Origin of the sequence: Anaerovibrio lipolyticus, from assembly GCF_021531495.1 — a bacterium.
Lineage (GTDB): Bacteria > Bacillota > Negativicutes > Selenomonadales > Selenomonadaceae > Anaerovibrio.
Map to the genome: position 1 here is coordinate 1 of NZ_JADYTY010000016.1, position 26604 is coordinate 26604.

At 44.7% G+C, this 26604-nt stretch carries 22 protein-coding genes and 3 tRNA genes; 3 read left to right on the forward strand and 22 right to left on the reverse strand.

Features of this window, described 5'->3' with window-relative positions; genetic code table 11:
* Nucleotides 1–527: 527 nt before the first annotated feature.
* The 7 genes from I6E26_RS06830 to putP all read right to left on the reverse strand — a co-directional run bounded on the left by I6E26_RS06830 (nucleotide 528) and on the right by putP (nucleotide 7860).
* Nucleotides 528–2132, reverse strand: coding sequence for a CTP synthase (locus I6E26_RS06830; RefSeq protein ID WP_235321105.1), 1605 nt, complete (start codon nucleotides 2130–2132; stop codon nucleotides 528–530).
* 39 nt (nucleotides 2133–2171) lie between these two features.
* Entirely contained in the window at nucleotides 2172–2507 is a 336-nt protein-coding gene (gene rpoE, locus I6E26_RS06835) for a DNA-directed RNA polymerase subunit delta (protein WP_235321106.1), read from the reverse strand.
* Between the two features lie 57 nt (nucleotides 2508–2564).
* Nucleotides 2565–4226 (reverse strand): arginine--tRNA ligase, encoded by a 1662-nt coding sequence (argS, locus tag I6E26_RS06840; RefSeq protein WP_235321107.1) that lies wholly within the window; start codon nucleotides 4224–4226, stop codon nucleotides 2565–2567.
* A gap of 31 nt (nucleotides 4227–4257) precedes the next feature.
* Nucleotides 4258–4677, reverse strand: a complete 420-nt coding sequence (locus tag I6E26_RS06845) for a DUF1934 domain-containing protein (protein ID WP_235321108.1) — start codon at nucleotides 4675–4677, stop codon at nucleotides 4258–4260.
* A gap of 243 nt (nucleotides 4678–4920) precedes the next feature.
* Nucleotides 4921–5379 (reverse strand): chemotaxis protein CheX, encoded by a 459-nt coding sequence (locus I6E26_RS06850; RefSeq protein ID WP_235321109.1) that lies wholly within the window; start codon nucleotides 5377–5379, stop codon nucleotides 4921–4923.
* A 2-nt stretch (nucleotides 5380–5381) separates the two neighbouring features.
* A complete protein-coding gene (locus I6E26_RS06855) occupies nucleotides 5382–6236 on the reverse strand; it encodes a response regulator (RefSeq protein WP_235321110.1) in 855 nt (284 codons plus the stop codon).
* Nucleotides 6237–6384: 148 nt separating this feature from the next.
* The gene (gene putP, locus I6E26_RS06860) at nucleotides 6385–7860 is read right to left on the reverse strand and encodes a sodium/proline symporter PutP (RefSeq protein WP_328228041.1); all 1476 of its coding nucleotides are present in this window, start codon (nucleotides 7858–7860) and stop codon (nucleotides 6385–6387) included.
* Between the two features lie 195 nt (nucleotides 7861–8055).
* On the opposite strand from putP, the gene I6E26_RS06865 reads away from it, so the two are divergent.
* A complete protein-coding gene (locus I6E26_RS06865) occupies nucleotides 8056–8457 on the forward strand; it encodes a GtrA family protein (RefSeq protein ID WP_235321111.1) in 402 nt (133 codons plus the stop codon).
* A 223-nt stretch (nucleotides 8458–8680) separates the two neighbouring features.
* Here the strand turns inward: I6E26_RS06865 and I6E26_RS06870 are convergent, their stop codons facing one another.
* The 8 genes from I6E26_RS06870 to I6E26_RS06905 all read right to left on the reverse strand — a co-directional run bounded on the left by I6E26_RS06870 (nucleotide 8681) and on the right by I6E26_RS06905 (nucleotide 13817).
* Entirely contained in the window at nucleotides 8681–9619 is a 939-nt protein-coding gene (locus I6E26_RS06870; RefSeq protein ID WP_235321112.1) for a glycosyltransferase family 2 protein, read from the reverse strand.
* Entirely contained in the window at nucleotides 9616–10053 is a 438-nt protein-coding gene (locus I6E26_RS06875; protein WP_235321113.1) for a hypothetical protein, read from the reverse strand. Before I6E26_RS06875 ends, I6E26_RS06870 begins: the two co-directional genes overlap by 4 nt.
* A 12-nt stretch (nucleotides 10054–10065) precedes the next feature.
* Complete coding sequence (gene floA / locus I6E26_RS06880) at nucleotides 10066–11046, reverse strand: flotillin-like protein FloA (protein ID WP_235321142.1); 981 nt, start codon at nucleotides 11044–11046, stop codon at nucleotides 10066–10068.
* A gap of 72 nt (nucleotides 11047–11118) precedes the next feature.
* Nucleotides 11119–11385 (reverse strand): NfeD family protein, encoded by a 267-nt coding sequence (locus tag I6E26_RS06885; RefSeq protein WP_235321114.1) that lies wholly within the window; start codon nucleotides 11383–11385, stop codon nucleotides 11119–11121.
* Between the two features lie 245 nt (nucleotides 11386–11630).
* Nucleotides 11631–11706 (reverse strand) — tRNA-Val (locus I6E26_RS06890).
* 33 nt (nucleotides 11707–11739) lie between these two features.
* A tRNA-Glu gene (locus I6E26_RS06895) sits at nucleotides 11740–11814 on the reverse strand.
* 3 nt (nucleotides 11815–11817) lie between these two features.
* Nucleotides 11818–11893: transfer RNA gene (locus I6E26_RS06900), tRNA-Asn, on the reverse strand.
* Nucleotides 11894–12332: 439 nt separating this feature from the next.
* The gene (locus I6E26_RS06905; RefSeq protein WP_235321115.1) at nucleotides 12333–13817 is read right to left on the reverse strand and encodes an MFS transporter; all 1485 of its coding nucleotides are present in this window, start codon (nucleotides 13815–13817) and stop codon (nucleotides 12333–12335) included.
* A gap of 356 nt (nucleotides 13818–14173) precedes the next feature.
* Here I6E26_RS06905 and I6E26_RS06910 point away from each other — a divergent pair, with 356 nt between their 5' ends.
* Both I6E26_RS06910 and I6E26_RS06915 read left to right on the forward strand, forming a co-directional pair.
* Nucleotides 14174–15058, forward strand: a complete 885-nt coding sequence (locus I6E26_RS06910) for a LysR family transcriptional regulator (protein ID WP_235321116.1) — start codon at nucleotides 14174–14176, stop codon at nucleotides 15056–15058.
* A 338-nt stretch (nucleotides 15059–15396) separates the two neighbouring features.
* A complete protein-coding gene (locus I6E26_RS06915; protein ID WP_235321117.1) occupies nucleotides 15397–16809 on the forward strand; it encodes an acetyl-CoA carboxylase biotin carboxylase subunit in 1413 nt (470 codons plus the stop codon).
* A 78-nt stretch (nucleotides 16810–16887) separates the two neighbouring features.
* Here the strand turns inward: I6E26_RS06915 and feoB are convergent, their stop codons facing one another.
* The 7 genes from feoB to I6E26_RS06950 all read right to left on the reverse strand — a co-directional run bounded on the left by feoB (nucleotide 16888) and on the right by I6E26_RS06950 (nucleotide 26590).
* Complete coding sequence (feoB, locus tag I6E26_RS06920) at nucleotides 16888–19272, reverse strand: ferrous iron transport protein B (protein ID WP_235321118.1); 2385 nt, start codon at nucleotides 19270–19272, stop codon at nucleotides 16888–16890.
* A 147-nt stretch (nucleotides 19273–19419) separates the two neighbouring features.
* The gene (gene ileS, locus I6E26_RS06925) at nucleotides 19420–22542 is read right to left on the reverse strand and encodes an isoleucine--tRNA ligase (protein WP_235321119.1); all 3123 of its coding nucleotides are present in this window, start codon (nucleotides 22540–22542) and stop codon (nucleotides 19420–19422) included.
* 356 nt (nucleotides 22543–22898) lie between these two features.
* The gene (locus I6E26_RS06930; RefSeq protein WP_235321120.1) at nucleotides 22899–23651 is read right to left on the reverse strand and encodes an exodeoxyribonuclease III; all 753 of its coding nucleotides are present in this window, start codon (nucleotides 23649–23651) and stop codon (nucleotides 22899–22901) included.
* Nucleotides 23652–23683: 32 nt separating this feature from the next.
* Nucleotides 23684–24514 (reverse strand): undecaprenyl-diphosphate phosphatase, encoded by an 831-nt coding sequence (locus I6E26_RS06935; RefSeq protein WP_235321143.1) that lies wholly within the window; start codon nucleotides 24512–24514, stop codon nucleotides 23684–23686.
* Between the two features lie 174 nt (nucleotides 24515–24688).
* Nucleotides 24689–25261 (reverse strand): GerMN domain-containing protein, encoded by a 573-nt coding sequence (locus I6E26_RS06940; RefSeq protein ID WP_235321121.1) that lies wholly within the window; start codon nucleotides 25259–25261, stop codon nucleotides 24689–24691.
* Between the two features lie 15 nt (nucleotides 25262–25276).
* On the reverse strand, nucleotides 25277–26377 hold the full coding sequence (locus I6E26_RS06945) for an N-acetylmuramoyl-L-alanine amidase family protein (protein WP_235321122.1): 1101 nt from the start codon (nucleotides 26375–26377) through the stop codon (nucleotides 25277–25279).
* A 12-nt stretch (nucleotides 26378–26389) separates the two neighbouring features.
* A complete protein-coding gene (locus tag I6E26_RS06950) occupies nucleotides 26390–26590 on the reverse strand; it encodes a DUF3006 domain-containing protein (protein WP_235321123.1) in 201 nt (66 codons plus the stop codon).
* Between the last annotated feature and the right edge of the window lie 14 nt (nucleotides 26591–26604).

Sequence of the window (26604 nt, forward strand, 5' to 3'; positions counted from 1 at the left end):
AGGCGCAGAAGGAATTTAGCATCCGCTAGGCTTAGCTAGGAGCGAGAGCGGGTTTTCGTGGGTACTATCTCAGATGTGGCTATTAGGTACAGTAAAGGCAGAATGATTCGACACAGCCGGAGGGGCATGACACTTTTGCGTCGGGAGACTCCTGCTTTTGCGCAGCAAAAGTGGCCCCGGTGGCTATCTCTGTCATTACGGCCTCTGTGAATTGGCTCAGCGACAAGCGGTATTACTGCGTCAGTATAACCCCTCAGGTAGGGCCATTAAGTCGGACAGAGCAAAAGTCGTTATGACCGCAGGCTGTATTTCGAGAACCCACGGACATAACGACTTTCATTTACAATATTTGAGGAGAGAGGTAACTCAATAAATCAAAATTTATCCTCCTACACTTGCTCCGATTAAGGACAAAAGAAAAGCCGCATAAATACCTAACCATTTATGCGGCAAAACAACACAAATCAATATTTTGAAGGGAAGAAACCTATTATACAACAAAGTGGCAGCTTTGAAAGTATCAAAAATTACTTTACGTTAAGAGCAGCAGTTACGAAGTCCTTAAACAGTGGATGTGGATGGTTAGGACGGGACTTCAGCTCTGGATGGAACTGAGAAGCCACGAACCAAGGATGATCCTTTACCTCTACAATCTCTACCAGGCTGTCATCAGGCAGGGTACCAGCAATCACCATGCCAGCCTTAGAAAGCTGCTGACGGAAGTCATTGTTAAACTCGTAACGATGACGGTGACGCTCGCTAATCTCCTCAGAGCCATAAGCTGCATAGGTCTTGGTGTCCTTCTGTACCTTGCAAGGATATGCACCAAGGCGCATGGTGCCGCCCTTCTTATCTACATCTACCTGAGAAGCCATCAGGTCAATAACTGGATGGTCAGTCTCGGAATTAAACTCGGTGCTGTGAGCATCAGTCATGCCGCATACGTGGCGGGCAAATTCAATAACTGCACACTGCATACCAAGGCACAGGCCCAGGAATGGAATCTTGTGCTCACGAGCATACTGAATAGCCTTAATCTTGCCCTCAACACCGCGATCACCAAAGCCGCCAGGTACCAGAATACCCTTGCAGCCAGCAAATTCCTCATCCAGATCCAAAGCAGAGTTCTCAATCTCCTCGGAATTTACCCAGTGAATCTTAACAGCAGCATCATTGGCAATACCTGCATGGTGGAGAGCCTCAGTTACAGAAATATAAGCATCTGGCAGCTCTACATACTTACCAACTACAGCCACCTTTACCTTCTTCTGAGGATTCTTAATCTTGTTGACCATCTGGGCCCAGTCCTCCATATTTACAGGACTGTAATCCATACCCAGCTTCTCCAGAACAATGCGATCCAGGCCTTCCTCCTGCATCATCAGAGGAACCTCATAAATGGTGTCAGCAGTCAGATTCTCAATAACAGCCTTTTCCTCTACATCGCAGAACAAAGCCAGCTTCTGCTTCATATCCTTAGTCAAAGGCTTCTCAGCACGGCATACCAGAATATCTGGCTGAATACCAATGCCCCGCAGTTCCTTTACACTGTGCTGGGTTGGCTTAGTCTTAAGCTCGCCAGCGGCAGAAATATAAGGAACCAGAGTAACATGAATGTACAGTACATCGTTACGGCCAACTTCCTTCTTGACCTGGCGAATAGCCTCCATAAATGGCAGGGACTCAATATCACCTACAGTGCCACCGATTTCGGTAATAACTACGTCTGCACCATCGCTGGCAGCCACATCATAAACACGCTGCTTAATCTCATTGGTGATATGAGGAATAACCTGGACAGTCTTGCCCAGATAATCACCACGGCGCTCCTTGTTAAGAACATTCCAATAAACCTTACCAGTGGTAATATTAGAGCCCTTGGTCAGATTAATATCAATGAAACGCTCATAATGGCCCAAATCCAAATCAGTCTCAGCACCATCATCAGTAACAAAAACCTCGCCATGCTGATAAGGGCTCATAGTACCTGGATCAATATTAATATATGGATCAAACTTCTGAATAGTAACCTTAATACCACGATTCTTTAACAGACGTCCCAGAGAAGCTGCTGTAATGCCCTTGCCCAAGGAAGAAACCACGCCGCCAGTAACGAAAATATACTTTGCCATATTCTGCCTCCTGCTTTAACTATCTATAATCAATCTCTATTAATTGTCTTCCTGAATGCCCTCAAAGAGCTTTTCCTCACGCTGACGAGCGTTCTTGGCCCTGTTGATAGACGCAGAGCGGGCACCACGGGAGGAACGCTTTGTTTCTGGAGGATTCCACTCAGTCAGACCCCATTTGCCATCACCAGCATAATGGAAGCGACTGTCCATATTTATCTGGGTATAAACCTCAGAAATAGCCTCTGCCAAAGCCTGAATATTCTTCTGGCGCTTCTCCAGCACCTCCATAATCAGATCCTTGTAATACATAGGAACCTTGCTTTCGTGCAGAATATAAGCTGCAACCTCTACATCAGAGCTTTTCAAAAAATCCACTTGTAAATCTCCTCTCAAAGCCATATAAAATCACATTACATCTATGCTATTTCTATTTTACATCTTTTCTGGCGCAGATACACCAAGAATTCCCAAAGCATGACGAATTGTATGAGCTGTAACATTAACCAAGGCCAGACGTGCCTCTGCCAGCTTATCATCAACGCCCAGAATACGGCACTGATTGTAGAAGCTATGGAAACAGCCTGCCAACTCATAAGCATAGCGGGCAATACGCTGTGGCGCATACTCTGCCGCTGCTCTATCAATCTCCTCCTCATACTCCTGCAGCTTATTGATAATAGCCACCTCAGTATCATCCTGCAGCAGGGAAAGCTCTGGAGCCTCTCCTACAGACAGACCATTCTCAGCAGCCTGACGGAAAATACTGCAAATTCTAGCATGGGCATACTGGATATAATAAACTGGATTTTCGTTGGAACGGCTCTTAGCCAAATCCAAATCGAAATCCAACTGGCTATCCATGGAACGCATAATGAAGAAATATCTAGCTGCATCCGTACCTACTTCTTCAATCAGCTCTGCCAAGGTAACAGTCTGACCAGTACGCTTGCTCAGCTTCACCATCTGACCGCCCCGCAGAAGACGAACCATCTGCAAAAGCAGAACATCCAGCTTTTCTGCATCATAGCCCATAGCGCTGATAGCAGCCTTGACACGGCAGATATAACCATGATGGTCTGCACCCCAGATATTAATTAAACGGCCAAAGCCTCTGTCCAGCTTGTCCTTGTGATAAGCAATATCAGCAGCCAAATAGGTAGGAACACCGTTATCACGAATAACTACTCTGTCCTTATCATCACCATAATCGGTAGACTTCAGCCACAAAGCACCATCCTGCTCATAGATTTTGCCATTCTCCTGCAGCTGCTGACAAGCAGCCTTTACCTTATCTGGATGAAGAGTACGCTCACTAAACCATACATCAAAGGTACAGTTAAAAGCTTCCAAATCCTCCTTCAAGGCTGCCAGCTTCTCCTTAAGAGCCAGCTCCTTGAAGATACCCATTCTTTCATCCTCGGACATATGCAGGTATTTTTCCCCATCCTTATTGATAATCCGCTGAGCAGTATCAATAATATCTGCACCGTGATAGCCGTCCTCTGGGAAATCTGCTTCCTGAGCCTTGCCCAAAAGCTCTAAATAACGATGATTTACGGAACGAGCCAAATTATTAATCTGGTTGCCGGCATCATTAATATAATACTCACTGCTTACATTATAACCAGCAGCCCGCATAACATTTACCAAAGCACTGCCTGCAGCTGCGCCACGGCCATGACCTACATGGAGAGGGCCTGTTGGGTTCGCACTAACATACTCTATCTGAATCGGCTCAGCATCCTTGGCAGGCAGCTGACCAAAGCTATCGCCTCTAGCAATAATATCTGCCAGACCATCGTAAAGCACATTGGACTTTAAGTAAAAATTAATAAAGCCTGGTCCTGCAATCTCAATCTTATCCAGCCATTCACCCTGAATACGCTTCTGAAGCTCCTGAGCAATCATACGAGGATTCATATGAAAGGCCTTGGCAGACTGCATAGCTACATTTGTAGCAAAATCGCCTAATTCCTTCTTAGGCGGAACCTCCAATACGATTTTAGGCAGCTGAGCCTCTGGAAAAACTCCATCCTTAATGGCAGCTTCCGCAGCCGCTTCAATACTATGTAATAGTGTTTCTTTAATATCCAATAGAAAAGCCTCCCTATTTATGTCTGCCCTGTTAAGTAGCAGTAAACCTTATTTCCAAATCATAATGACCTACAGCTGCACCATTGGCCTCCAGAGAATACACCAGATGAATACTTCCCTGATTTTCTTGAAACTCTGAGCTTAGCTCATGGGTATGCATTACAAGTTCCATTGTACCATAGGGGGTATGATAATCCGCCCTAGTTTCTCCCTGCAAAATAAAACTTTGTCTTGAGCTAACCAATCCCTGACGGATGATAGTCAACTCCCTATCTCCTAATTTAATAACTGTTGGCACCTGCTCCTTGGGAGATAAATGCTTATCCATATAACGGATATAATGCTTGCCACCCTTGCAGCCATAGCTTCCCTGAGCCTTGTGCTCCACAATTTCCACCTTGCCATTCAGGTCCTTTTGCTTGGCCCTGATGATAATTTCTACACTATCCAATCCTGCAAAGCTCCTTATAAAAAACACTCATGTTCTGTATTTTGGTTTCGAACAAAACTATACATTATTATAACTCCTAAATTATTTGGAGTCAATGTTATTGTGGGGAGTTTCCTGAAAGGAATTTTCTGCACAGTTAGGATAAAAAACATAAAAAAGGAATCGCAATTGAGGTACAGTCTAAATGAAAAATCTGTTGACAGCTTCCATTGAAGTACAATTCAAAATGCGATTCCCTTGCTTTTATTCTACAGCAATATCTATCTCTACAATATGGCCGCCCATATCCATAGTAACAGTCAAAAACTGACCGCCGCTAATACGAATACCGGCACCTGCACCTACGGTCAGGCTAGGGGTGGAAATATCCACTTCCCGGCCCAAGGAAGCCAAATTGGTAGCGGCTGTAGCTGTAAGCATATTGGACATTTCAGAGATGGCACTCTGGGCCATTTCATCAAAATCAGCCACAGGCATGCCCATCATCATGGTGGAGGCAATAAATTTTGCTGTCTCCTCGTCCATATTGTATACTACATTTCCCCGGATTTCCTTGGTAAAGCCTACCAACACAGCAACACCGCGGCTGTTGATATGCTTGTCCTGTACTCCCATGCCGGTGCGTTCAGGTGTGGGAAAACCCATCTGGGGCAACACTGTAGTAAAGGCATCTATAAATGGATTTACCAATTTTACATCCATGTTCACACACTCCTTGCAAAACCGACATTCATAAAGATATTACCCAGCTCGGTTTTGGCCTTTATGTTGAAAGCAATCAAATCTGGATTGGATAGCTTAATGTTGACACCGCTAATAATCCCTGGTGGCGTCAGACGCATTTCTCTGTCCTTAATAACATCATTAATGCGTGAAATACCATGACCAGCAATAATATTGCCAGTTTCCTCTACAGCCGCCTGAGCCTCAAACTCAGAAACTGTATCTTCCTGCAGAATCCTGCTGGCAAATTTTAGCATAGTTTCTGTATCCATATAGAATGCTACTCTGCCCCGAGGCTCTCCTACAATACCAATAATAACAGCCACGCCATCCAAATTCAGAGCACCAACATCTTCCTCCTGAATCTCAATCTCAGATTCCAGGCCTCCAATCTGGCTCAAACCATCAGCAAATGCCTTGGCATAGGTAGTTACATAGGAATCACGGTATACTGTATTAATTCCCACCTTGTCCTGGCACAAAATCATCAGCGTATCCAACAGTTCATTGGTGCTGATAGGCTTCTGCAAAAAGGAACTAATTCCTGCCAGACGTCCATGCATGATGAGCTTAGCATCCTTCATAGCACTAATCATGACAATACGACAGTTAGAGTCTATGGCATGAATCCGTCTGCTGCACTCAACGCCATCAGCATCCGGAAGATTCATATCCATTGTTACTACATCTGGTCTGGTTTTAGCGTACAAATCAATTGCTGCAGCTGCATTTTCCGCCATGGCACATACTTCAAAATTTGTTTTAGCCAGCATAGAGCTAATCATCATGCGACTAATCTTGGAGTCATCTACCACCATAACCCTAACTTTTTCCACAAAAATCACCTGCACTTTTCTATCTATAACATCTAGTTAATAAATTCGCCACAAAATCGCAAAATCCTTTTTATGTGGTAAAAAAGTCATGTATCTTGAAAATCCCCCCCAACAGCCGTTGAGGGGGAATAATCACTGTTTTCCTATATTATATATTAGAACGCTCTACTGCGTCAAACAAATCCGTAATTTCTTTACTTGGTTCTTTATCCAATAGGCTGACAATATAAATAGCCAAAAGGCCAAAGAAAAAGCCTGGTATAATTTCATAAAGACCGAACAAAGCCAGTTGCTTCCATACCAGAACAGTAACACCGCCTACTACGATACCAGCCAGCACACCGTTGCGAGTGGTACGGCGCCAGAAAAGGGACATCAGCACTGCTGGGCCAAAGGTTGCCGCAAAGCCCGCCCAGGCATAGGCTACCATTTCCAGAATAAAACTATTAGGATTCATGGCTAAGGAAATAGCCATAGCGGAAATAATCAATACTGCGGCCCGGCTAACCCATACCAATTCTGTATGGCTGGCATCCTGACGAATAACAGAACGATAAAAGTCCTGAGAGAAGGCAGAAGCAGCTACCAAAAGCTGAGAGGATGCGGTACTCATAATGGCTGCCAAAACAGCAGAGAGAATCAAACCTCCCACAAATGGATCAAAAAGCTTCTCTGTCATAATCAGTAAAACCTTTTCTACATCAGGGCCGTTCAACGGCTCAGTAAGATAAACATTACCTACCATACCTACAAATACGGCGGCAATCATAGAAATAGAATACCAGCCTACGGCAATTCGCTTGGAGCGCTTCAACTCACTGGTGGAGCTAATAGCCATAAATCTTACCAAAATATGAGGCTGACCAAAATATCCTAAACCCCAGCCCATGAGAGAAATAAAGGCAATAAAGGAAATGGTACTGCCATCAGGATTCATGAAAGGATTGAAAAAGGTAGGATTCACAATATCAATGGCATTCAGAGATGTTTCCACACCACCCATTACATACATGGCAAAGGCTGGCACAATAACAATGGCAAAGAACATCATAATGCCCTGAATAAAGTCCGTCCAGCATACCGCCATAAATCCACCAGTCAGAGTATAGAATACTACTACAAAGGCGCCAATCAGCACTGCTGTAGTATAATCAAGACCAAAAAGGGTACTAAATAGCTTGCCGCCGCTGACAAAGCCGGAGCTGGTATAAATAACGAAGAAAATAACAATAAATATGGCCGGCACAATCCTCAATAGATTGCTCCTATCGTTAAATCGATTCTGAAAAAAGTCTGGCAAGGTAAGGGAATTATTGGCCATTTCTGTATAACGACGCAATCTCTTGGCTACAAAATGCCAATTGGCCCAGGTGCCAAGGCCAAGACCTACAGCTATCCAGGCTGAGCTAAAGCCTGCCAAATAGGCAGCTCCTGGTACACCCATCATCATCCAGCCACTCATATCCGAAGCCTCGGCACTCATAGCCGTTACCCAGGCTCCCAGCTTGCGGTTGCCAATAATATAGTCATCCATGCTATTAGTCTTGCGATAATAATAAATTCCTATGGCCATCATCAGGCCCAGATACAAGACAAATGCTATAATTACTGAGATATTATCCACGTGTTATGCCTCCTATAAAAAAATACAAATACAATTATATTAAAGAATGAAATTTTTTGCAAATGATATATGCAATGTATACATCATTTCCAAAAGATTTGCCCCTTTGACTGTAAAATGCTATGATGAACTAGCAATATTTAAATTGAAAGGAGTACAGGTCATAGGCCATCGGCATTATGACCATGATTACCTATGGATATTATCAACAAAGCAAAGCATCATTTTCTTACTAAGGAATTTTTCCTCTTTCTCATTATCGGCTGTATCAACACCTTTAATGGCACCTTTATAGCCTGGCTCTGTTCCTATCTTAGCCCTTATAACAATCTAAACTTTAATATTGGCTATATCATAGGCAACATCATCGCCTACTGGATGAACAGCCGGATTATTTTCCATGAGAATCTAAGCCTGCACAGATATGTAAAATTCTTCATTTCCTATATTCCTAACTACATTATTCAAAATGTAATCGTAATTATCTTCTACAATATGCTTCACTTCCCACCAGTATTCAGCTATCTGCTGGCAGCAGTGCTGGGCATACCTGTAACCTTCCTAATGGTGAAAATTTTTGCCTTTGGCCGCAAATAAAATACCTATCGCTATTTCAGCCACTAAAAAAACCTCTCATGAGCGGAGAGGCTTTTTTAGTGTGTATTATATTTAGGAGAGTTAGCTTTTTGGATTTTAGCTTTCCTCAAGCTCAAATATAATATACCACAATTGATAATCATTTTCAAATAGAATTTGAGAATTTTTCTCATTTTTTTGTAACAGCTAAAAAGAACCCTATCTATTCCCTAGAAGCCGTGTTTCAAAATTCCTCATCTTTAGGCTTGCCTCTGGCAATAAGATAAAGAGGACGCTGCTTAACCTCCTCAAAAACTCTGCCTAAATATTCCCCCAAAATTCCCAGCACCATCATCTGCATACCGCCGAAGAACAAAATGCAGGCCGTAATGGTAGCCCAGCCAGCCACGGCATCATTGAGGATAAATTTGGCGATCAGCACATGAATAATCATCAACAGGCTGATAATACCGCAAAGGGTACCAATATACAATCCCAGCCTTAAAGGAATAACAGAATAGGCCAACACCCCATCAATGGCAAAATTCAGCATCTTGCGAGGTGAGAACTTGGAAACACCAGCATAGCGCTTAGGAGCCACAAATTCAATCTGCACCTGACGAAAGCCCATAGCACCAATCATGCCACGGATAAATCTGGCATGCTCTCTATAACGGCGGAAAGCCTTTACTACCACCTTGTCCATTAGGCGGAAATCAGAGCCTCCCTCCTGAATATGCACATTGGACAGCATATTCAGCACCTTGTAGTAATAATAGGAGGTGAGCTTCTTCATAGCAGAAACACCCTGAGTTGTTTTGCGGATGGTCTGTACCACCTCATAGCCTTCCTCCCACTTTTTCAGCAGGACAGGTATCAGCTCTGGTGGATGCTGCATATCACCATCCATAGTAATAACAGCATCTCCATCAGCATGATCCAGACCACAGGTAAGAGCCAGCTGATGACCGGAGTTTCTGGCCAAAAAAATAGATTGTACTCGTTTATCCTTTTGTTCCAGAGAACGAAGAATTTCCCGGCTTCTATCCTTGGAGCCATCATCTACAAACACTAATTCAAAATCATAAGGTAGTGGTGCCATGTTTTCACAAACACTTTCATAAAAGTGCTGGATATTATCCTCCTCGTTAAACACAGGTACCACAATAGATACTAATTTCATTTATACACCAGTCTTTTCTTTTTTTGCAATAAAATAATTTCCCGGCAACGAGGCTGGCCCAATATCTCTGCTGACAAAATAGCCTGTGCCAGAGACAAATTCTCCACCCCCATGAGCTTGCCACCCTGCTTAGTTTTTTCCTGTCCCAGCTGGTTATCCCCTTCAGCCGCCTTCAATGTCTCAGACTGAGCCAAATCCTCCTGATGATATTTCTTCTCCAGATAGCTCTGATAAGGATTATGTACCTTTAGCTGAATGCTATCCTGCTCCTTGGAGGCAGGAGGCTTAATATCCGGCAGCTTCTGTCCCTTGGGAAAAGGCTTGGTTTTCACTTTCACCTTAGGCTTTTTCTTGTCCCCCAGATTCCCTAATATGGTAATCAGAGCAAAGATAAGAAAGGGCAGTATGCTTCCTAGCTTGTCAAATAAATCCATATTCTCACCAACTTACTTGATGGCTGGAGGTGTCAGCTGACTATCTCCAGTGCTTTTGCTAATGCTGTCCCGCATTTCTGTATCAGCCTGAATATTCTTCAGATTATAATAGTCCATAACCCCCATATTACCCTTGCGGAAGGCTTCTGCCATAGCATGAGGCACCTCGGCCTGTGCTTCCACTACCTTGGCCTCCATTTCCTGGGTATAGGCCTTCATTTCCTGCTCCTTGGCTACAGCCATAGCACGACGCTCCTCAGCCTTGGCCTGGGCAATACGCTTGTCTGCCTCAGCCTGATCCGTCTGCAGCTCCGCACCAATATTACGGCCTACATCCACATCGGCAATATCAATGGACAAAATCTCAAAGGCAGTACCTGCATCCAGGCCCTTGCCCAACACAGTCTTGGAAATATCATCTGGGTTAGCCAATACATCATTGTGGCTGTCAGAGGAACCAACAGTGGTAACAATACCCTCACCAACACGGGCAATAATCGTAGGCTCTCCTGCACCACCTACCAGACGGTCAATATTGGCACGGACAGTTACCCTAGCCTTAATCTTCAGCTCAATACCATTGCGAGCCACAGCAGATACCACCGGAGTTTCTATAACCTTAGGATTAACACTCATCTGTACTGCTTCCAGCACATCACGGCCCGCCAAATCTATAGCAGCAGAACGCTCAAAAGGCAGAGGAATCTGGGCTCTATGAGCTGCAATCAAAGCATCTACTACCTTGTCCACATTACCACCAGCCAGGAAATGAGCCTCCAGCTGATTTACCTCCACATCAAGGCCAGCCTTATTGGCCTTAATCAGAGGCAAAACAATCTTAGAAGGTACTACCTGACGCATTCTCATACCCACCAAGGTAATAATATTCAGAGATACATTGGCTGCTCTAGCCGCAATCCACAATCTCAGGGGTACAAAATGCAAAAACAGACCGATAAATACAATGACCAGCAAAACCCAGAAAAATCCCATATCGCTTAACAAATCCAGCAATCCGTATTCTTCCATTATCTTCATCCTTTCCTTTACCAACAACTATACACATTACTCCGTTACAGGGCGCACTACCACGCGATTACCTGTAACCTGAGTAACAACTACCTTGTGGCCCTTGGTAATATAATCACCCTCAGAAACCACATCTATCGGATTATTATCTATAACAATGGTTCCGGCAGGACGCAGCTCACGGGTAACAATCCCCTGTCTGCCAACCAGATCCAGATGCTCTGGAGCACTGATATAACCTTCCTTGGTAGAGGTTTGCTCCCGCAGAATCATCCTGTGCCATAGATTAGCCCAAAAGCCCATAGTGATTACTCCCTTTCCAAAGTCTTTATCTATTATAACCCCTATATTATTGAAAGAAAATGCCTTTTGCATTTTCTTTCAATGGATTTTCGACGAGGGTGAAGATATTAGCTCCCCCCTGTCATTAGCACAACCTCCGCCACCTATAGAGATAGGGGACATCGGACACCTCGTCATACCATGTTCGGTATTTTCTTGTATATAGCAAAAAGAGACTGCATATTGCAATCTCTATATTTCACATATGGTGGGCGCTAACGGGATCGAACCGCTGACATTCTGCTTGTAAGGCAGACGCTCTCCCAGCTGAGCTAAGCGCCCATATATAGGGGATTACTCCCCGTTAAATCAAGATGGTGACGCGTACGGGATTCGAACCCGTGAAGCCGCCGTGAAAGGGCGGTGTCTTAACCACTTGACCAACGCGCCATTTGGCTCCTCGAGTAGGATTCGAACCTACGACAGCCTGATTAACAGTCAGGTGCTCTACCGACTGAGCTATCGAGGAGTGTTTTGTCACATGACGTCGACAAGTGTTATTATATGATAAGTCGCAAATAAATGCAAGCTTTTTTTGAAAAAATTTCAAAAAAATTTTTATTACCTAGAAAATCCCCTATTTTACGACTATTCTTTTCTATAACGAGGTGTCCGATATCCCCTATCTCTATAGGTGGCGGAGGTTGTGCTAATGACAGGGTGGAGCTAATATCTCCACCCTCGTCGAAACCCCATTGAAAGAAAATGCAGAAGCATTTTCTTTGAATAATGTAGGGGTTATAATTCTTGCAGGAAATACAAAAGGACAGGCCTATGTCCCTGGGATTAAGGGAAGTCCTGTCCTTCTGCTTTTCAGTTGAATCTATATAGGGAAAATCCAACTGAATATCAAATATATATTAATTTAAGGAAACGGCTAAAGAATATATTGCCAGATATAGTTGCAATTACTCTGCGGCTGCTGCGGCACGACGCATAGCTGCGTTAGCCTTAATCTGTCTCTCTCTGTCCATACGGCTGCTGGAGAAGCGCTGGAATCTACCCATAGACAGGAAGTATGCACCCAAGCCAATGATGGAAACCACAGCGGCACACACATATACAGCCTCAAAGCCAAAGCCTGGCACCAAAGTACCCATGCAATATGGGCCTACACCAATACCCAAATCCAACAGTACGAAGTAGGTAGAGGTAGCTACACCAATCTGACGGGATGGAGCGCAATGTACAGCCAAAGCATGGCAGGCAGCCGTAATACTACCATAGCCGCCCCCCAGCAGCAGACCGCCAGCCAACAGTACATAATCATTACCAGCAATGGCAATAGTTGCCATAGACAGTATCAGCAGTACCAGAGATGGATAAAGCACTACATTCCCCCCCTTGTTATCCAGGAGCCAGCCGGTCAAAGGACGGCTCAGGAAGGAGGTAGCAGCAAAGGCGATAAAGAAAAGCTGACCGCCCAGCTCTGCCATACCCTTGGCAGAAGCATATTCACCCAGATAGCTCAATACAGTGGAATAGCAGATACCTCCGATAAAGGCTACCAGGGAAATACCTACGGAATTCTTGGCAATAAAATCTCTCCAAGAGAAGGTGTGGAACTGCTCCACCTCCCGCTCAGTCAAAGTACGCTCAGGCACCTTAATCAGGCAGGACAGTACAAAGATAACCAAGGTCAAAGCACTACAGAAAGTAATGCTCATGGTGAAATCACCAGAATTAATAAAGGTCAAGGCCAGGAATGGACCTACGGCAGAAGCCATAGTTACACCCAAGGTAAAGTAACCTATGCCAGTACCCATTTTGTGAATAGGTACCAAAGCCGCTACAATGGTGCTGGCCGCAGTGGAGGTAGAACCAAAGGCCATACCATGCAGCAAACGAACTGCCATAAATACATATACATTAGGGCACAGCAGATACAGCAGAACCATCAGGAAGTAGGAAGCTGTACCACCTAAGAACAGCTTGCGACGGCCAATCAAATCAATATAGCGGCCTGCTGGCAGTCTGGCAAAAAGAGCACCTACAATAAAGAGGCCTGAAGCAGCACCTGCAGTGCTGATGGATACATTCCAATTGCTGATGGCATAGCTGGTAGACCAGAGCATCAGCTGAAAGTGTACTACATACACCAAAAAGTTAATAATAATATCAAAAATATAGCTGGGGGTCCAAAGCTTTTCCCCATTATTGTTGCTGGCAGCTATAGCATTATTTTCCTTTTTCTCAGCTGCACCAGTGTTAAATACCGGTTTGTCCACGGACATTTCTATGTGCACTCCTTTCATTTGGGCGATATCATCCTCTTGGCGCAACTCGTTAAGCTGGCCCAATCCCTGTGTCATAACAATTCTTTCTGCCTCACTCTGCGTGATGCCCATTTCCTCAGAAAGCTCTGTTATGAAACCAATATCATTATGTCTCATCGGGAATCTATCTCCTTTCGCTGCATATAGTAAACCCAGGCGTAAAAAATGTCTAATAGTCAATGGTCATTTTTTCTTATGCAGAAAATGCATGAAGAAGGACAGGGAAATCCCTAGCTATCCCACAACTACTCTTTTATTGAGCCATTTTCTAAAATGCTCATATTTTCACCATTATGTTTATCATGCATAAGGTTTAATTTATAACTTGCATGGAATGCATTATTGATTTTTCAAATAACTTTGTTTATAATCTACTATGGCTTTATAGAAATAAGTTATCATTTCTTGAAAAATTCTCTATTTTAAAGTCAATTGCAAAAATTTTCACCTCATCAAAAAGGAGTCCTTCTTTAATGGAATTACATCAATTAGAATATTTCCGCACCCTGGCTCATATCAAGCATTTTACCAATGCCTCTAAGGCCATAGCTGTTTCTCAGCCTGCCCTCAGCCGTTCCATTGCCAAGCTGGAGGCCGAATTAGGAGTGCAGCTTTTTGACCGCAGTGACAAGCAGCTGGAGCTGACTGCCGAAGGCAAAAAATTTCTATTTTATGTAGAAAAGGGACTACATCAATTAGATTTGGGCCGTCGTACCATTACCTCCTCCTCCCCGGATAACGGCATTGTCCGCCTTTCCTTTATCCAATCTCTGGGGGGATATTTTGTGCCCAATCTCCTTTGTGCCTTTCGAGAGGAGCATCCCAATATTTCCTTTTCCTTGAATCAGGATGATCCCATGAATCTGGGGGAGCAGCTGCGGGATGGCAAAACCGACCTATGCCTTTGCTCTGCTATGGTGCCTGTAGAGCGGGTAGGCTGGATGTACCTTTGCTCCGAGGAGCTTTATCTAGTGGTGCACCGCAAGCATCCGTTGGCCTCTCGACAGGAAATCAGTCTACAGGATATAGATGGGGAGCCATTTATTGTGCTAGAGCCTCAATATAACCTGCGGGTATTAACAGATCAGTTCTTTGATTTGGCTGGCGTTACTCCTAATATTATCTTTGAAGGGGCAGATGTATTCTCCGTAGCCGGATTGGTCAGAGCCAAGCTGGGTATTACCCTGCTGCCTAAGATACCAGCCCTTTGCTCTCCAGAGCTGGTTTTCCTGCCCATATCCTTCCCTGTTTGCCAGAGAGCCATTGGCATAGCCTGGAATACGGCTTCCCCTCTCTCTGAATCTGCCACTATCTTCCAGAGATTCATTCTGAATCAATATATCCATCAGGATTCATAAAAAATTTTAACAAAGGATAAAAATCAGCATGTTGTTCCTGTCAGAATTTGAACAAGGACATCATGCTTTTTTGCTATCAAATAACATAACAATTTTTCAATATATACACAACTTATACAGATATGGACTATTTTCTTAAAATAATACAATACAAAAGAACAACATCCCCTTATTATTAATTATATTTATTGTTCCATCCTAAATAGATTGAAAAATACTATGCTTATTTTCTATAATATTATTGCTTAAACTCATAATTCAGAGTACAATATCGATTAGAAGGTCAATTTGTTATACAAATATACTTTGAGAATAAACATTTAGGAGGGAACCATCTTATGTTTAAGCGTATTCTTATTGCCAATCGTGGCGAAATCGCTGTGCGAATCATCCGAGCCTGCAAGGAAATGGATATCGAAACCGTTGCCATCTATTCTGATGCTGATGCCAACGCCATGCATGTCCAACTAGCCGACCTAGCTTACAATGTAGGCCCTGCAGATGCCAGTGAAAGCTATCTGAATATGAAGGCCATTTTAAATGCCGCAATTGAATCCCGGGCGGATGCCATTCATCCCGGCTATGGTTTTCTCTCAGAAAATGCAGATTTTGCCGATATGGTCACCCGTGCCGGCTTGACCTGGATAGGCCCCTTGGCTGTTACCATCCGTCAGGTAGGCGACAAGGATGTAGCCAGAGCTGCTATGGAGCCATCCGGCATACCTATGTCCAAGGGCAGCGACCCTCTTATCGATATTGAAATGGCTATGGAGGCCGCCAAAGATGTAGGCTATCCTGTTATTCTCAAGCCTGTTTCTGGTGGCGGTGGCAAGGGCATGTATGTAGCCCACAACTCTAAAGAACTGCATGAAATTCTTCAAGTAGTAGATTTAGTGAAAACCAAATTCTATTTTGAACATTATATTGAGCGTTCCCGCCATATTGAGGTACAGATTGTAGCCGACAACTATGGCTCCATTATTCATCTAGGAGAGCGTGAATGCTCCATCCAGCGGCGAAATCAGAAGCTGCTGGAGGAATCCCCTTCCATTGCCTTGACTGAGGCCATGCGGGAGGAAGTAGGTCTGCTGGCGGTAAAGGCTGCCAAAAGCGTTCACTATACTAATATTGGTACGGTTGAGTTCCTATTGGATTTGTCCAATAACAAATTCTACTTTATGGAAATCAATCCAAGAGTTCAGGTAGAGCATGGTATTACGGAGGCTGTTACCGGTATTGATTTGGTGCGTACCCAGATAAAAATAGCTGCAGGAGAACCTCTGGATATTTGTCAACGGGATGTACACTTCCACGGTCATGCCATTGAATGCCGCATCAACGCCGAAGATCCAAATCACAATTTCATGCCATCTCCCGGTAAAATCACCAAATGGCATGAGCCAGGCGGACCTAGAGTTCGCTTCGACAGTGGCTTTACCGGAGATTTGTCCATTGAGCCATATTATGATTCCCTGATCGCCAAGGTAATTACCCATGGCAAAACCCGCGGCGATGCCATCAAGATTATGGAACGAGCTTTGCAGGAGTTCCAGATTGAAGGAGTCAAGACCACAATTTCCCTCCATCAACGGATTTTGGAAGATGATTATTATCGCACTGGCAATATTGATACTCAGTTTGTCAAGAACCGCCTCCATGTCTATGAGTCCATGCCTCCTAAAAAACATTCCCTGAAGGAACTGCAAAAATACGCTCAGGAAGCAGATAAAATGATGTATTACCTCAACTAAATAATTCTAGGCCAAATAAAAACTCCTAAGTCCAGCTTTTTCCAAAGCTTTGCCTTAGGAGTTTTTTCTTGTTAAAATTTAGGCTAAGCCCAATAGCAATCCCAGCTGATAAGTCAAAAATGCTATAAACCAGGCAATGACGCATTGAAGCACTACCACAGCTATGGCTGCTCCCCGGCCCCCCATTTCATTGCGAATGGTAGAAATAGCTGCCACACAAGGGGTGTACAGCAGGGTAAAAATCAGGAAAATCATGGCGGTAAAAGGCGTAAAGAGGGTATTTACCTGGTCTGCATTGCCCCCCAGCAATACCGTCAGGGTAGAAACCACGCTTTCCTTAGCCGCAAAGCCCGTAATCAAGGCGGTGGAAATACGCCAATCCCCAAAACCTAAAGGACTGAAAATTGGAGCCACCACACTGCCCAACAAAGCCAGCAAACTATCCTCTGGGGTAGCTGCCAGATTCAACCTGATATCAAAGTTTTCCATAAACCATATCAGCACAGAGGCTACAAATATAATGGTAAAGGCCTTTTGCACAAAGCCCTTGGCCTTATCCCAAATCAAACGCACAACGCTTTTGGCCGAAGGAATACGATAGTTGGGCAATTCCATGACAAAAGGCACCGGCTCCCCTTTAAAGACGGTTTTCTGCAAAACCAAGGCATAGCCAATAGCGCAAATAATACCTAAAAGATACAATCCCAGCATAACTACAGCCTGATAGCCGCGGGGGAAAAAAGCCGCTATCAACAGGGTATAAATCGGCAATTTGGCGCTGCAGCTCATAAAGGGAGTAAGCAATATGGTCATTTTTCTATCCCGTTCACTGGATAGGGTTCTAGTGGACATAATGGCAGGCACACTGCAGCCAAAGCCAATAAGCATAGGCACAAAGCTGCGGCCAGACAGGCCGATTTTTCGCAGCAGCTTGTCCATAACAAAGGCTACTCTGGCCATATAACCGCTGTCCTCCATAATGGATAGAAACAAAAACAGAGTAACAATCGTAGGCAAAAAGCTAATTACACTGCCAATACCATTGCAAACACCTTCCACCACCATAGCATGAACCACCGGATTTATCTGCCAAGCTGTCAGTCCAGCATCAATCAGATTAATAACGCCATCAACACCGATTTCCATTAAATCAGAGAGCCAAGCTCCCAGCAAATTAAAGGTCATCAGGAAAACCACCGCCATAATAGCCAAAAAGCAGGGAATAGCTGTGTACTTTCCTGTCAGCAAACGGTCAATCTGAACACTGCGCTTGTGCTCCTTGCTTTCATGAGGATGAACCACTGTCTTTTTGCAAAGGGATTCAATGAAATTAAACCGCATATCTGCAATGGCTTCTTCCCTATCCAGACCAGTTTCCGTTTCCAAAATAGAAACCAGATGCTCAAAGGCCTCCTGCTTCTCTGCTGGCAAATTCAACTGTTCCTCAATAGGAGCATCCTTTTCAATCAGCTTGGTGGCACAGAATCGCACTGGCAAATCCGCATTATTGGCTTCCATTTCCACCATATGGGCCACTGCATGAATACAACGATGGACAGCGCCTAAGGACTCTCCCTCTCCCTCATCATCAGGGCAGAAATCAATTCTGCTAGGCACCTCTCCATAACGTGCCACATGAATAGCATGGCTAACCAGCTCGTCAATACCCTCGTTTTTGGCGGCAGAAATAGGCACTACTGGTATGCCCAGCATTTTTTCCAGCATATTAATACGAATACTGCCACCGTTGGAACGAACCTCATCCATCATATTCAAGGCCAACACCATAGGAATATTCAGCTCCATCAGCTGCATGGTCAGACAGAGATTACGCTCCAGATTAGAAGCATCCACAATATTAATAATCCCTGTAGGCTTTTCCTGCAAAAGAAATTCTCTGGTAACAATTTCCTCACTGGAATAAGGTGATAGAGAATAAATCCCCGGCAAATCCGTTACCACAGCCTCTGGATGGTTACGGATAGTACCATCCTTTCTATCCACTGTTACCCCAGGAAAATTACCTACATGCTGATTGGCTCCCGTTAGCTGATTAAAAAGAGTGGTTTTACCACAGTTCTGATTGCCAGCCAAAGCAAAGGTAATCTTCTTGCCCTTGGGCAGTACAGGGGCCTTGGCATGAGCCTCATAGCTCTCTGCCTGTCCCAGCTCACCCATACCAGGATGGGGCACTGGCTCATAGCGAACAGGCTCCACCTTGTCCACCAGCTGCCGCTGATGAATATTTTCTATTTCTATCAAGGCTGCCTCAGCAAGGCGCAGGGTTAGCTCATACCCCCGCACCTCAATCTGAATCGGATCTCCCATAGGGGCAATCTTTTGCAAAGTAACCTCTGTTCCCTTGGTAAGTCCCATATCCAAGAGATGATGCCGCAGGGAGCCGGTGCCATTTACCTTTTTTATATATGCACTCTGCTTCAATTGCAGTTGATCCATATTCATAAAGCAAACACTCCATTCATAACCACATATACACATCTCTCATTTTAGTACAAAAAAACTTGTATGACAAATTTTTACCATGTATACAATCCGTGTAACAAAAAGGGACTACCGGCCAAGCCAGTAATCCCTTTTTTGTCTTAAATCTTATTTAACAGCCAGAGTAATATCCTCACCGTTAATATTCCATTCCTTTACAAAGCCCTCAGTGGAACCATAAACCACCTTATCAGCCAGAACTACCTTCTTCAGGAAGTCCTCGTTACGGCTCATAATATCCACCAGCTTATCATTGCCAGCAGCATAAACAGTAATATGGTCTACTACCTGGAAGCCATTCTCCTTGCGCATGATCTGGAGCTTGCTGATGATTTCACGGACAAAGCCCTCCTCAATCAGCTCCTGGCTAAGAGTAGTCTCCAGAGCAATGGTTACGTTGCCATAACGCTGGGTAGCAAAGCCCTCAGTCTGAGACATGGTAATATCCACATCCTCTGGCAGCAGCTCTACTTCGCCAGACTTCAAGGTCAGCTTCAGCTTGCCGGTAGACTCCAGCTCAGCCTTGGCAGCATGGCCGTTAATACCAGCCAGAGCAGCCTTTACCTCCCCAATCTGTTTGCCAACCTTTGGACCAAGTACCTTGAACTGTGGCTTGAAGCTGTAGGAGAGATATTCCTCCATATCATCCTTGAAGGATACAGCTTTCAAATTCAGCTCGCTGGCTACAATCTCCTTGAAGAAATCATCCAGCTGACGGTCAGCCTTTACATACATATTGCCAATAGGCTGACGGTTCTTGATATTGGAAGCGTTACGGGCAGCACGTCCCAGAACAACGATTTCCAGTACCAGCTCCATCTCTGCCTCCAGCTCAGTATCAATGAAAGCCTCATTGGCTACAGGGAAGTCACAAAGATGGACCGAAATAGGTGCCTTATCATCCACACTGCAAACCAGATTGCGATAAATGCTCTCTGTAATAAATGGCACCATTGGAGCAGCCAGCTTCACTACAGTAGTAAGAGCAGTGTACAAGGTCATGTAGGCATTAATCTTATCCTGATTCATATCCTTGCCCCAGAAGCGCTCACGACTGCGGCGTACATACCAGTTGGACAGCTCATCAACAAAGTCCTGCAATACCTTGGCAGTCTCAGTAACCTTGTAGTTAGCCAGATTGTTGTCTACAGCCTTAATCAAGGTATTCAGGCGGGACAACAGCCATTTATCCATAACGGACAGCTTATCATATTCCAGCTCATATTTAGTAGCATCAAAATTGTCAATATTAGCATAAAGCACATAGAAAGCATAGGTATTCCAAAGAGTTCCCATGAACTTGCGCTGGCCCTCCTGCACTGCATCATCATGGAAGCGATTTGGCAGCCAAGGAGCGCTGTTTTCATAGAAATACCAGCGAATAGCATCTGCGCCATGCTTTCTCAAAGCATCCATAGGGTCTACAGCATTACCCTTGGACTTACTCATCTTCTTGCCATCCTTGTCCTGTACATGGCCCAGGACAATAACATTCTTGTAGGAAGCATTGTCAAAGAGCAAGGTGGAAATAGCCAGCAGAGAATAGAACCAGCCACGAGTCTGATCTACAGCTTCAGAGATAAAGTCAGCAGGATAACGCTCGTCAAAAATCTCCTTGTTCTCAAATGGATAATGCCACTGAGCAAAAGGCATGGAGCCAGAATCAAACCAGCAGTCAATAACCTCTGGTACACGCTTCATTTCCCCGCCGCACTCTGGGCACTTAATGGTAACAGCATCAATATATGGACGATGAAGCTCAATATCCTCTGGGCAGTTATCAGACATGGACTTCAGCTCGGCAATAGAGCCAATGGAATGCTGATGACCGCAGGAACACTCCCAAACATTCAGCGGAGTTCCCCAATAACGGTTACGGCTGATGCCCCAATCCTGTACGTGCTCCAACCACTCGCCAAAACGGCCCTTGCCGATGGCATCTGGAATCCAATTAATGGTATTGTTGTTGGCAATCAGCTGCTCCTTTACAGCAGTCATCTTGATAAACCAGGATTCACGAGCGTAGTAAATCAATGGAGTATCACAGCGCCAGCAGTGTGGATAGCTATGCTCAAACTTTGGTGCCTTGAAAAGCTTGCCAGCAGCCTTCAAATCATCCAGAATCAATGGATCTGCATCCTTAACAAAGGTGCCTGGCCAATCAGTATCCTCAGTCATATTGCCCTTGGCATCAACAAACTGCACGAAAGGCATATCATATGCACGACAAACTCTAGCATCGTCCTCACCAAAGGCTGGGGCAGTATGAACAATACCAGTACCATCACTGGTGGTTACATAGCCATCGCACATTACATAGAAGGCCTTCTTCTTGATTTTACCTTCTGCATATGGATAAAGAGGCTCATACTCACGATATTCCAAAGCCTTGCCCTTGAAGCGCTCCAGAACAGGATGCTCTCCTTCCTTATTGGCAAAAACAGACTCCACCAGAGCCTCAGCCATAATAAGGTTCTGACCTTCATAAGAAACCTTTACGTAATCAACCTCTGGATTTACTACCAAGCCCAGGTTAGAAGGCAGAGTCCAAGGGGTAGTAGTCCAAGCCAGGAAGTAGGTATTGTCCTCGTCCTTAGCCTTGAATTTTACCATAGCGGAGCGTTCCTTAACATCCTTATAGCCCTGAGCTACCTCATGGGAGGACAAAGGCGTACCACAGCGAGGGCAATAAGGTACAACCTTGTGGCCCTTGTACAACAGGCCCTTCTTCCAGATTTCATTCAGTGCCCACCATACAGACTCAATATAATCATTTTCGTAGGTAATATATGGATGCTCCATATCTGCCCAAAAGCCTACTACATCGGAGAATTCCTCCCACATACCCTTGTACTTCCAAACAGACTCACGGCATTTCTTGATAAATGGCTCAATGCCGTACTTCTCAATCTGCTCCTTGCCATCCAGGCCCAGCAGCTTCTCTACCTCTAGCTCAACAGGCAGACCGTGGGTATCCCAACCAGCCTTGCGGAGAACCTTCTTCCCCTTCATGGACTGATAACGAGGCAGCATATCCTTGATAACACGAGTCAGCACATGACCGATGTGAGGCTTGCCGTTGGCAGTAGGAGGGCCATCATAAAAGGTAAAGGTATCACAGCCTTCACGGTTACTGATACACTTGTTAGCAATATCATTTTCCTTCCAAAACTTCAGAACTTCGGCTTCTCTATCCACGAAGTTCAGATTCGTATCGACTTTGTTGTACACAGTCTTTCCTCCTTGCAAAATAAAAAAGCTCCTGTCCCAAAATAGGACAAGAGCTAAAATTCAAAATTGGGTGCCTTGCAACCACCTATTTCATGTACCATCATACACTATCTCTATAACGGGAGAGCCCGGCACAGCCTAACACCAAAATGGTCTCGACCTGCAGCTCCAAAGTGATTTTCATCTATCGCTACTGCTGCCGGACTCACACCCTCTCCGACTCGCTGGGAGTATTCACCACAGACTACTTTCTTTATCGTCGCTTTATATATTCAACTGCGATGTATTGTATCACAGCAGACAAAAATTTTCAAGCAAAATCCTGTAAACCTGTACATATCCCCAGCATTTGTCCTTTAGGACAGTTCCAAACCTACCGGACAATGGTCACTGCCAAAAATCTCATTGTAGATAGTAGCAGATTTTATCTGAGGCTGAAGACGGTTAGAGGTCAGGAAATAGTCAATCCGCCATCCAGAGTTGTTAGCTCTTGCCTTGCGGAGATAGGACCACCAGGTATAAGCCCCGGTTACATCTGGATAAATGTAACGGAAGGTATCTGTAAAGCCTGCTGCCAACAGCTCCTCAAACTTGCCTCTTTCCTCGTCCGTAAAACCTGCATTTTTGTGATTGGTACGAGGATTCTTCAAATCAATTTCTGTATGAGCCACATTCAAATCACCACAGACAATAACCGGCTTCTTTTTATCCAGCTCCTGCAGGAACTGACGGAAAGCCACCTCCCACTCCATACGGTAGCTGAGGCGAGCCAGCTCCTTCTGGGAATTGGGGGTGTAAACCGTTACCAGATAATAATCCTCCAGCTCCAGAGTAATTACCCGGCCCTCATGATCATGCTCCTCAATGCCCAAGCCATAGGAAACACTCAAAGGCTCTACCCGGCTAAAGACCGCAGTACCGGAATAGCCCTTTTTCTCCGCACTATTCCAATACTGCTTATATCCCGGCAGTTCCAAAATAGCCTGTCCCGGCTGCATCTTGGTTTCCTGCACGCAGAAAATATCCGCATCTACCTCCCGAAAGGACTCCATAAATCCCTTGGTCAAGCAAGCCCTCAGCCCATTAACATTCCATGATACAAATCTCATACGCAAACTCCTTAAGACCACATTTTATCAGCTTACTGCAAGGTAGGATCTCCTACCAAAAACAGGTAGGCAATAACGATAATACCCAGCACAATACGATAATAACCAAAGGCCTTGAAATCATTGTTCTTGATATACTGCAGCAGGAACTTGATGGAGATAATGGATACCACAAAGGCTGTAGCCATACCTACCACCAGAATAAAGATTTCTGCTCCAGTGTAGTGAAAACCGAATTTTACCAGCTTCAGCAGGCTGGCACCAAACATAACTGGAATTGCCAGGAAGAAAGTAAATTCTGCCGCCACATAGCGGGAAGCACCAAAGAGAATACCGCCCAGAATAGTAGAGCCGGAACGAGAGGTACCAGGCACCAGAGACAGTACCTGAAACAGACCGATAATAAAGGCTGTTTTATAACTCAGCTTATTCAAATCATTTACTGCTGGTCGACGATTCTTATTGTAATTCTCTACTAAAATAAACATTACACCGTAGAAAATCAAGGTAAAGGCCACTACGGGAGCAGTCATAAAATGCTCCTCCATGTAGTGATTAAAGGTAAGGCCGATTACGGCAGCTGGTATGCAGGCGAAAATAACCTTATACCACAGCTGAAAGGTTTCCTTCTTCTCCCGCTTGGTTTTCCAATGAGAAAAAGGATTCAGCTTCTCAAAATTCAACACCACAACGGCCAAGATAGCACCTAGCTGAATAACCACCAGGAACATATCCATAAAAGCCTTGGACACATCCAGCTGAATAAACTCATCTACCAGAATCATATGACCGGTACTGCTAATAGGCAGCCATTCTGTCAACCCTTCAACTATACCCAGGATTATTGTTTTAATTAACTCCATAATACTAAGATCCACTTTATATCCTCCTTATCTTCAACACAAAAGCAGAGTTAGTATATCATATTAAACACAAAATATAAAGTATAGGTTAATGTACTCCTTCCACTAGTCCGCCATAACGCCCCTAAAGCTGCTTTAATCAGTCCCATTGTCCTGCCTCCTTTACACAAATATTTACTTTAACAGCTCAGTCATGCGAGGCAAAGGCTGACTAAGATCCATATGGCCGGAAAGGGTTTCTACCTCCTGACCATCTACCAGAATCTGTACCTTTTGGATTTCTGGGAACTCCGTCAATGTGTTGACTACAGAGCCTACCAGCATTTCCTCACCGGTAGAGCCACCTACGAAATTCTTCTGCAGCTCACGGCTGAAATTCACCTTGGCTACCTTGCCGCTAACAGTTACCTGCAGCAGCTTTGCCTTCTTGGGGAACACATTGGCCAAGCCTTTTTTTTCAGTACCAGCCATAAGAGCCTCCACAGCAGCCTGGTACTTATTATCTGTGTCCTTGATGCTCTTTTCTACAGCCACCAGGCCAGTAGCATTTTCATCAGGATAATACACCTTGATATTAACCAGCTGGTCCTTGGAACCGCTCTGAGAAGAACTGCTGGAGGAAGAGCTAGAGCTACTGGATACCACGGTCTTACTGCCAGCCTCTCCCTGTTTTTGTTCATCACATCCCGCCAGCACCATTGCACATAGCAAAGTCAGTGCCAGAACCAGAATACTCTTTAACTTCATCTTGCTCTCCCCTTTTTATTTCATTCTAAAATATTGACTAATACCCTTACAGATAGCGGCTGCTATCTTGTACTGGAATTCCTCATCTCCCAGCAAGGCCTCCTCCTGATAATTGCTGATAAAAGCGGTTTCTATCAGAACAGCCGGCATATTGGAGTTTTTCAGCACATAGAACCGAGCGGTTTGTGGGCCTCTATCTGCCAAGCCAGTATCTGCCACAATAGCATCGTTAATGCTTTCGGCCAAAAGCTGACCTCGGAAGCTGCTGGCAAAATAATAAGTACCTGTGCCATGAGCTGTAGGTGAGGTAAAAGCGTTGCAGTGAATGCTGACAAAAATCTGATTCCCTGCATCCCGATTGCCTACATCAACTCTGGCCTGCAGCTCGTTGCGGTCGCTGGCCATAGGGCCATATACATCCACATCTGTATCTCTGGTCATGGTTACAATAGCACCAGAATTGCGGAGGATATTGGCTACATTCTGACTAATAGCCAAGGCTGCATCCTTTTCCTTTAGACCATTAGGGCCAATGGCGCCGCTATCACTACCGCCGTGGCCTGGATCCAGCACAATCTTCCGTCCCTGCAAGCCCTCAAAAGCATCCACCTGAGGCTTTTCCACCTCATATTCAGAAGCCAGCTTGTCCGCAGCAATTTCAATTACCAGCCGATAAGGCTTCTTGGCCTTCCGGTCCTTATCAGCAGTATACACCTTGTAGGCCTGGTCTGCCACTGGCTTATTCAAGGAAATCATTACATCCAGATTGTTACTGCCCTCCTGACGCATGGTCAGGTATTTGGCAATTTTTCTATCTAGAGAAATATCGGATTTTACCTTGCCACGACTGGTATCCTCCAGCACTACATGAAGCTGTTTCGGTGTCAGCTCTCTTACATTAGTAGTGTAATTAACCTCTCCACCCTTAAGGCCCAACTCTATGCGAAGCCAGTTTCGCCCCTCATGGGTATAGGTTTCATAGTTAAAATAATTTAATTCGTGAGCTCCTGCCGCCTGAGCCTGATTGACTCCAGGTATAGCCACCAGCATTCCCACCAGCAAAAATACGGCCATAGTCATTTGCCACAGCCTCTGTCTAATCAAATTCAAAAGCACTACGACATCTCCTTAGTCATCCATTAGGGACAATGCCTCCTGCAGCATTGCCTCCTGTTTTTCCTCGTCTTTTTCTATGGAAAGATTAATATAATCCCCCTCGCCTAGATTTTCAGGCAAAAGCTCTGCTGGATAATTCAGCTGGTAATCTCCATCATTAAGGAGAATTACCGCTACGCCTTCCTCTATGCGATCAATATATCCTGAAATCATTTTCAGCACCCCTT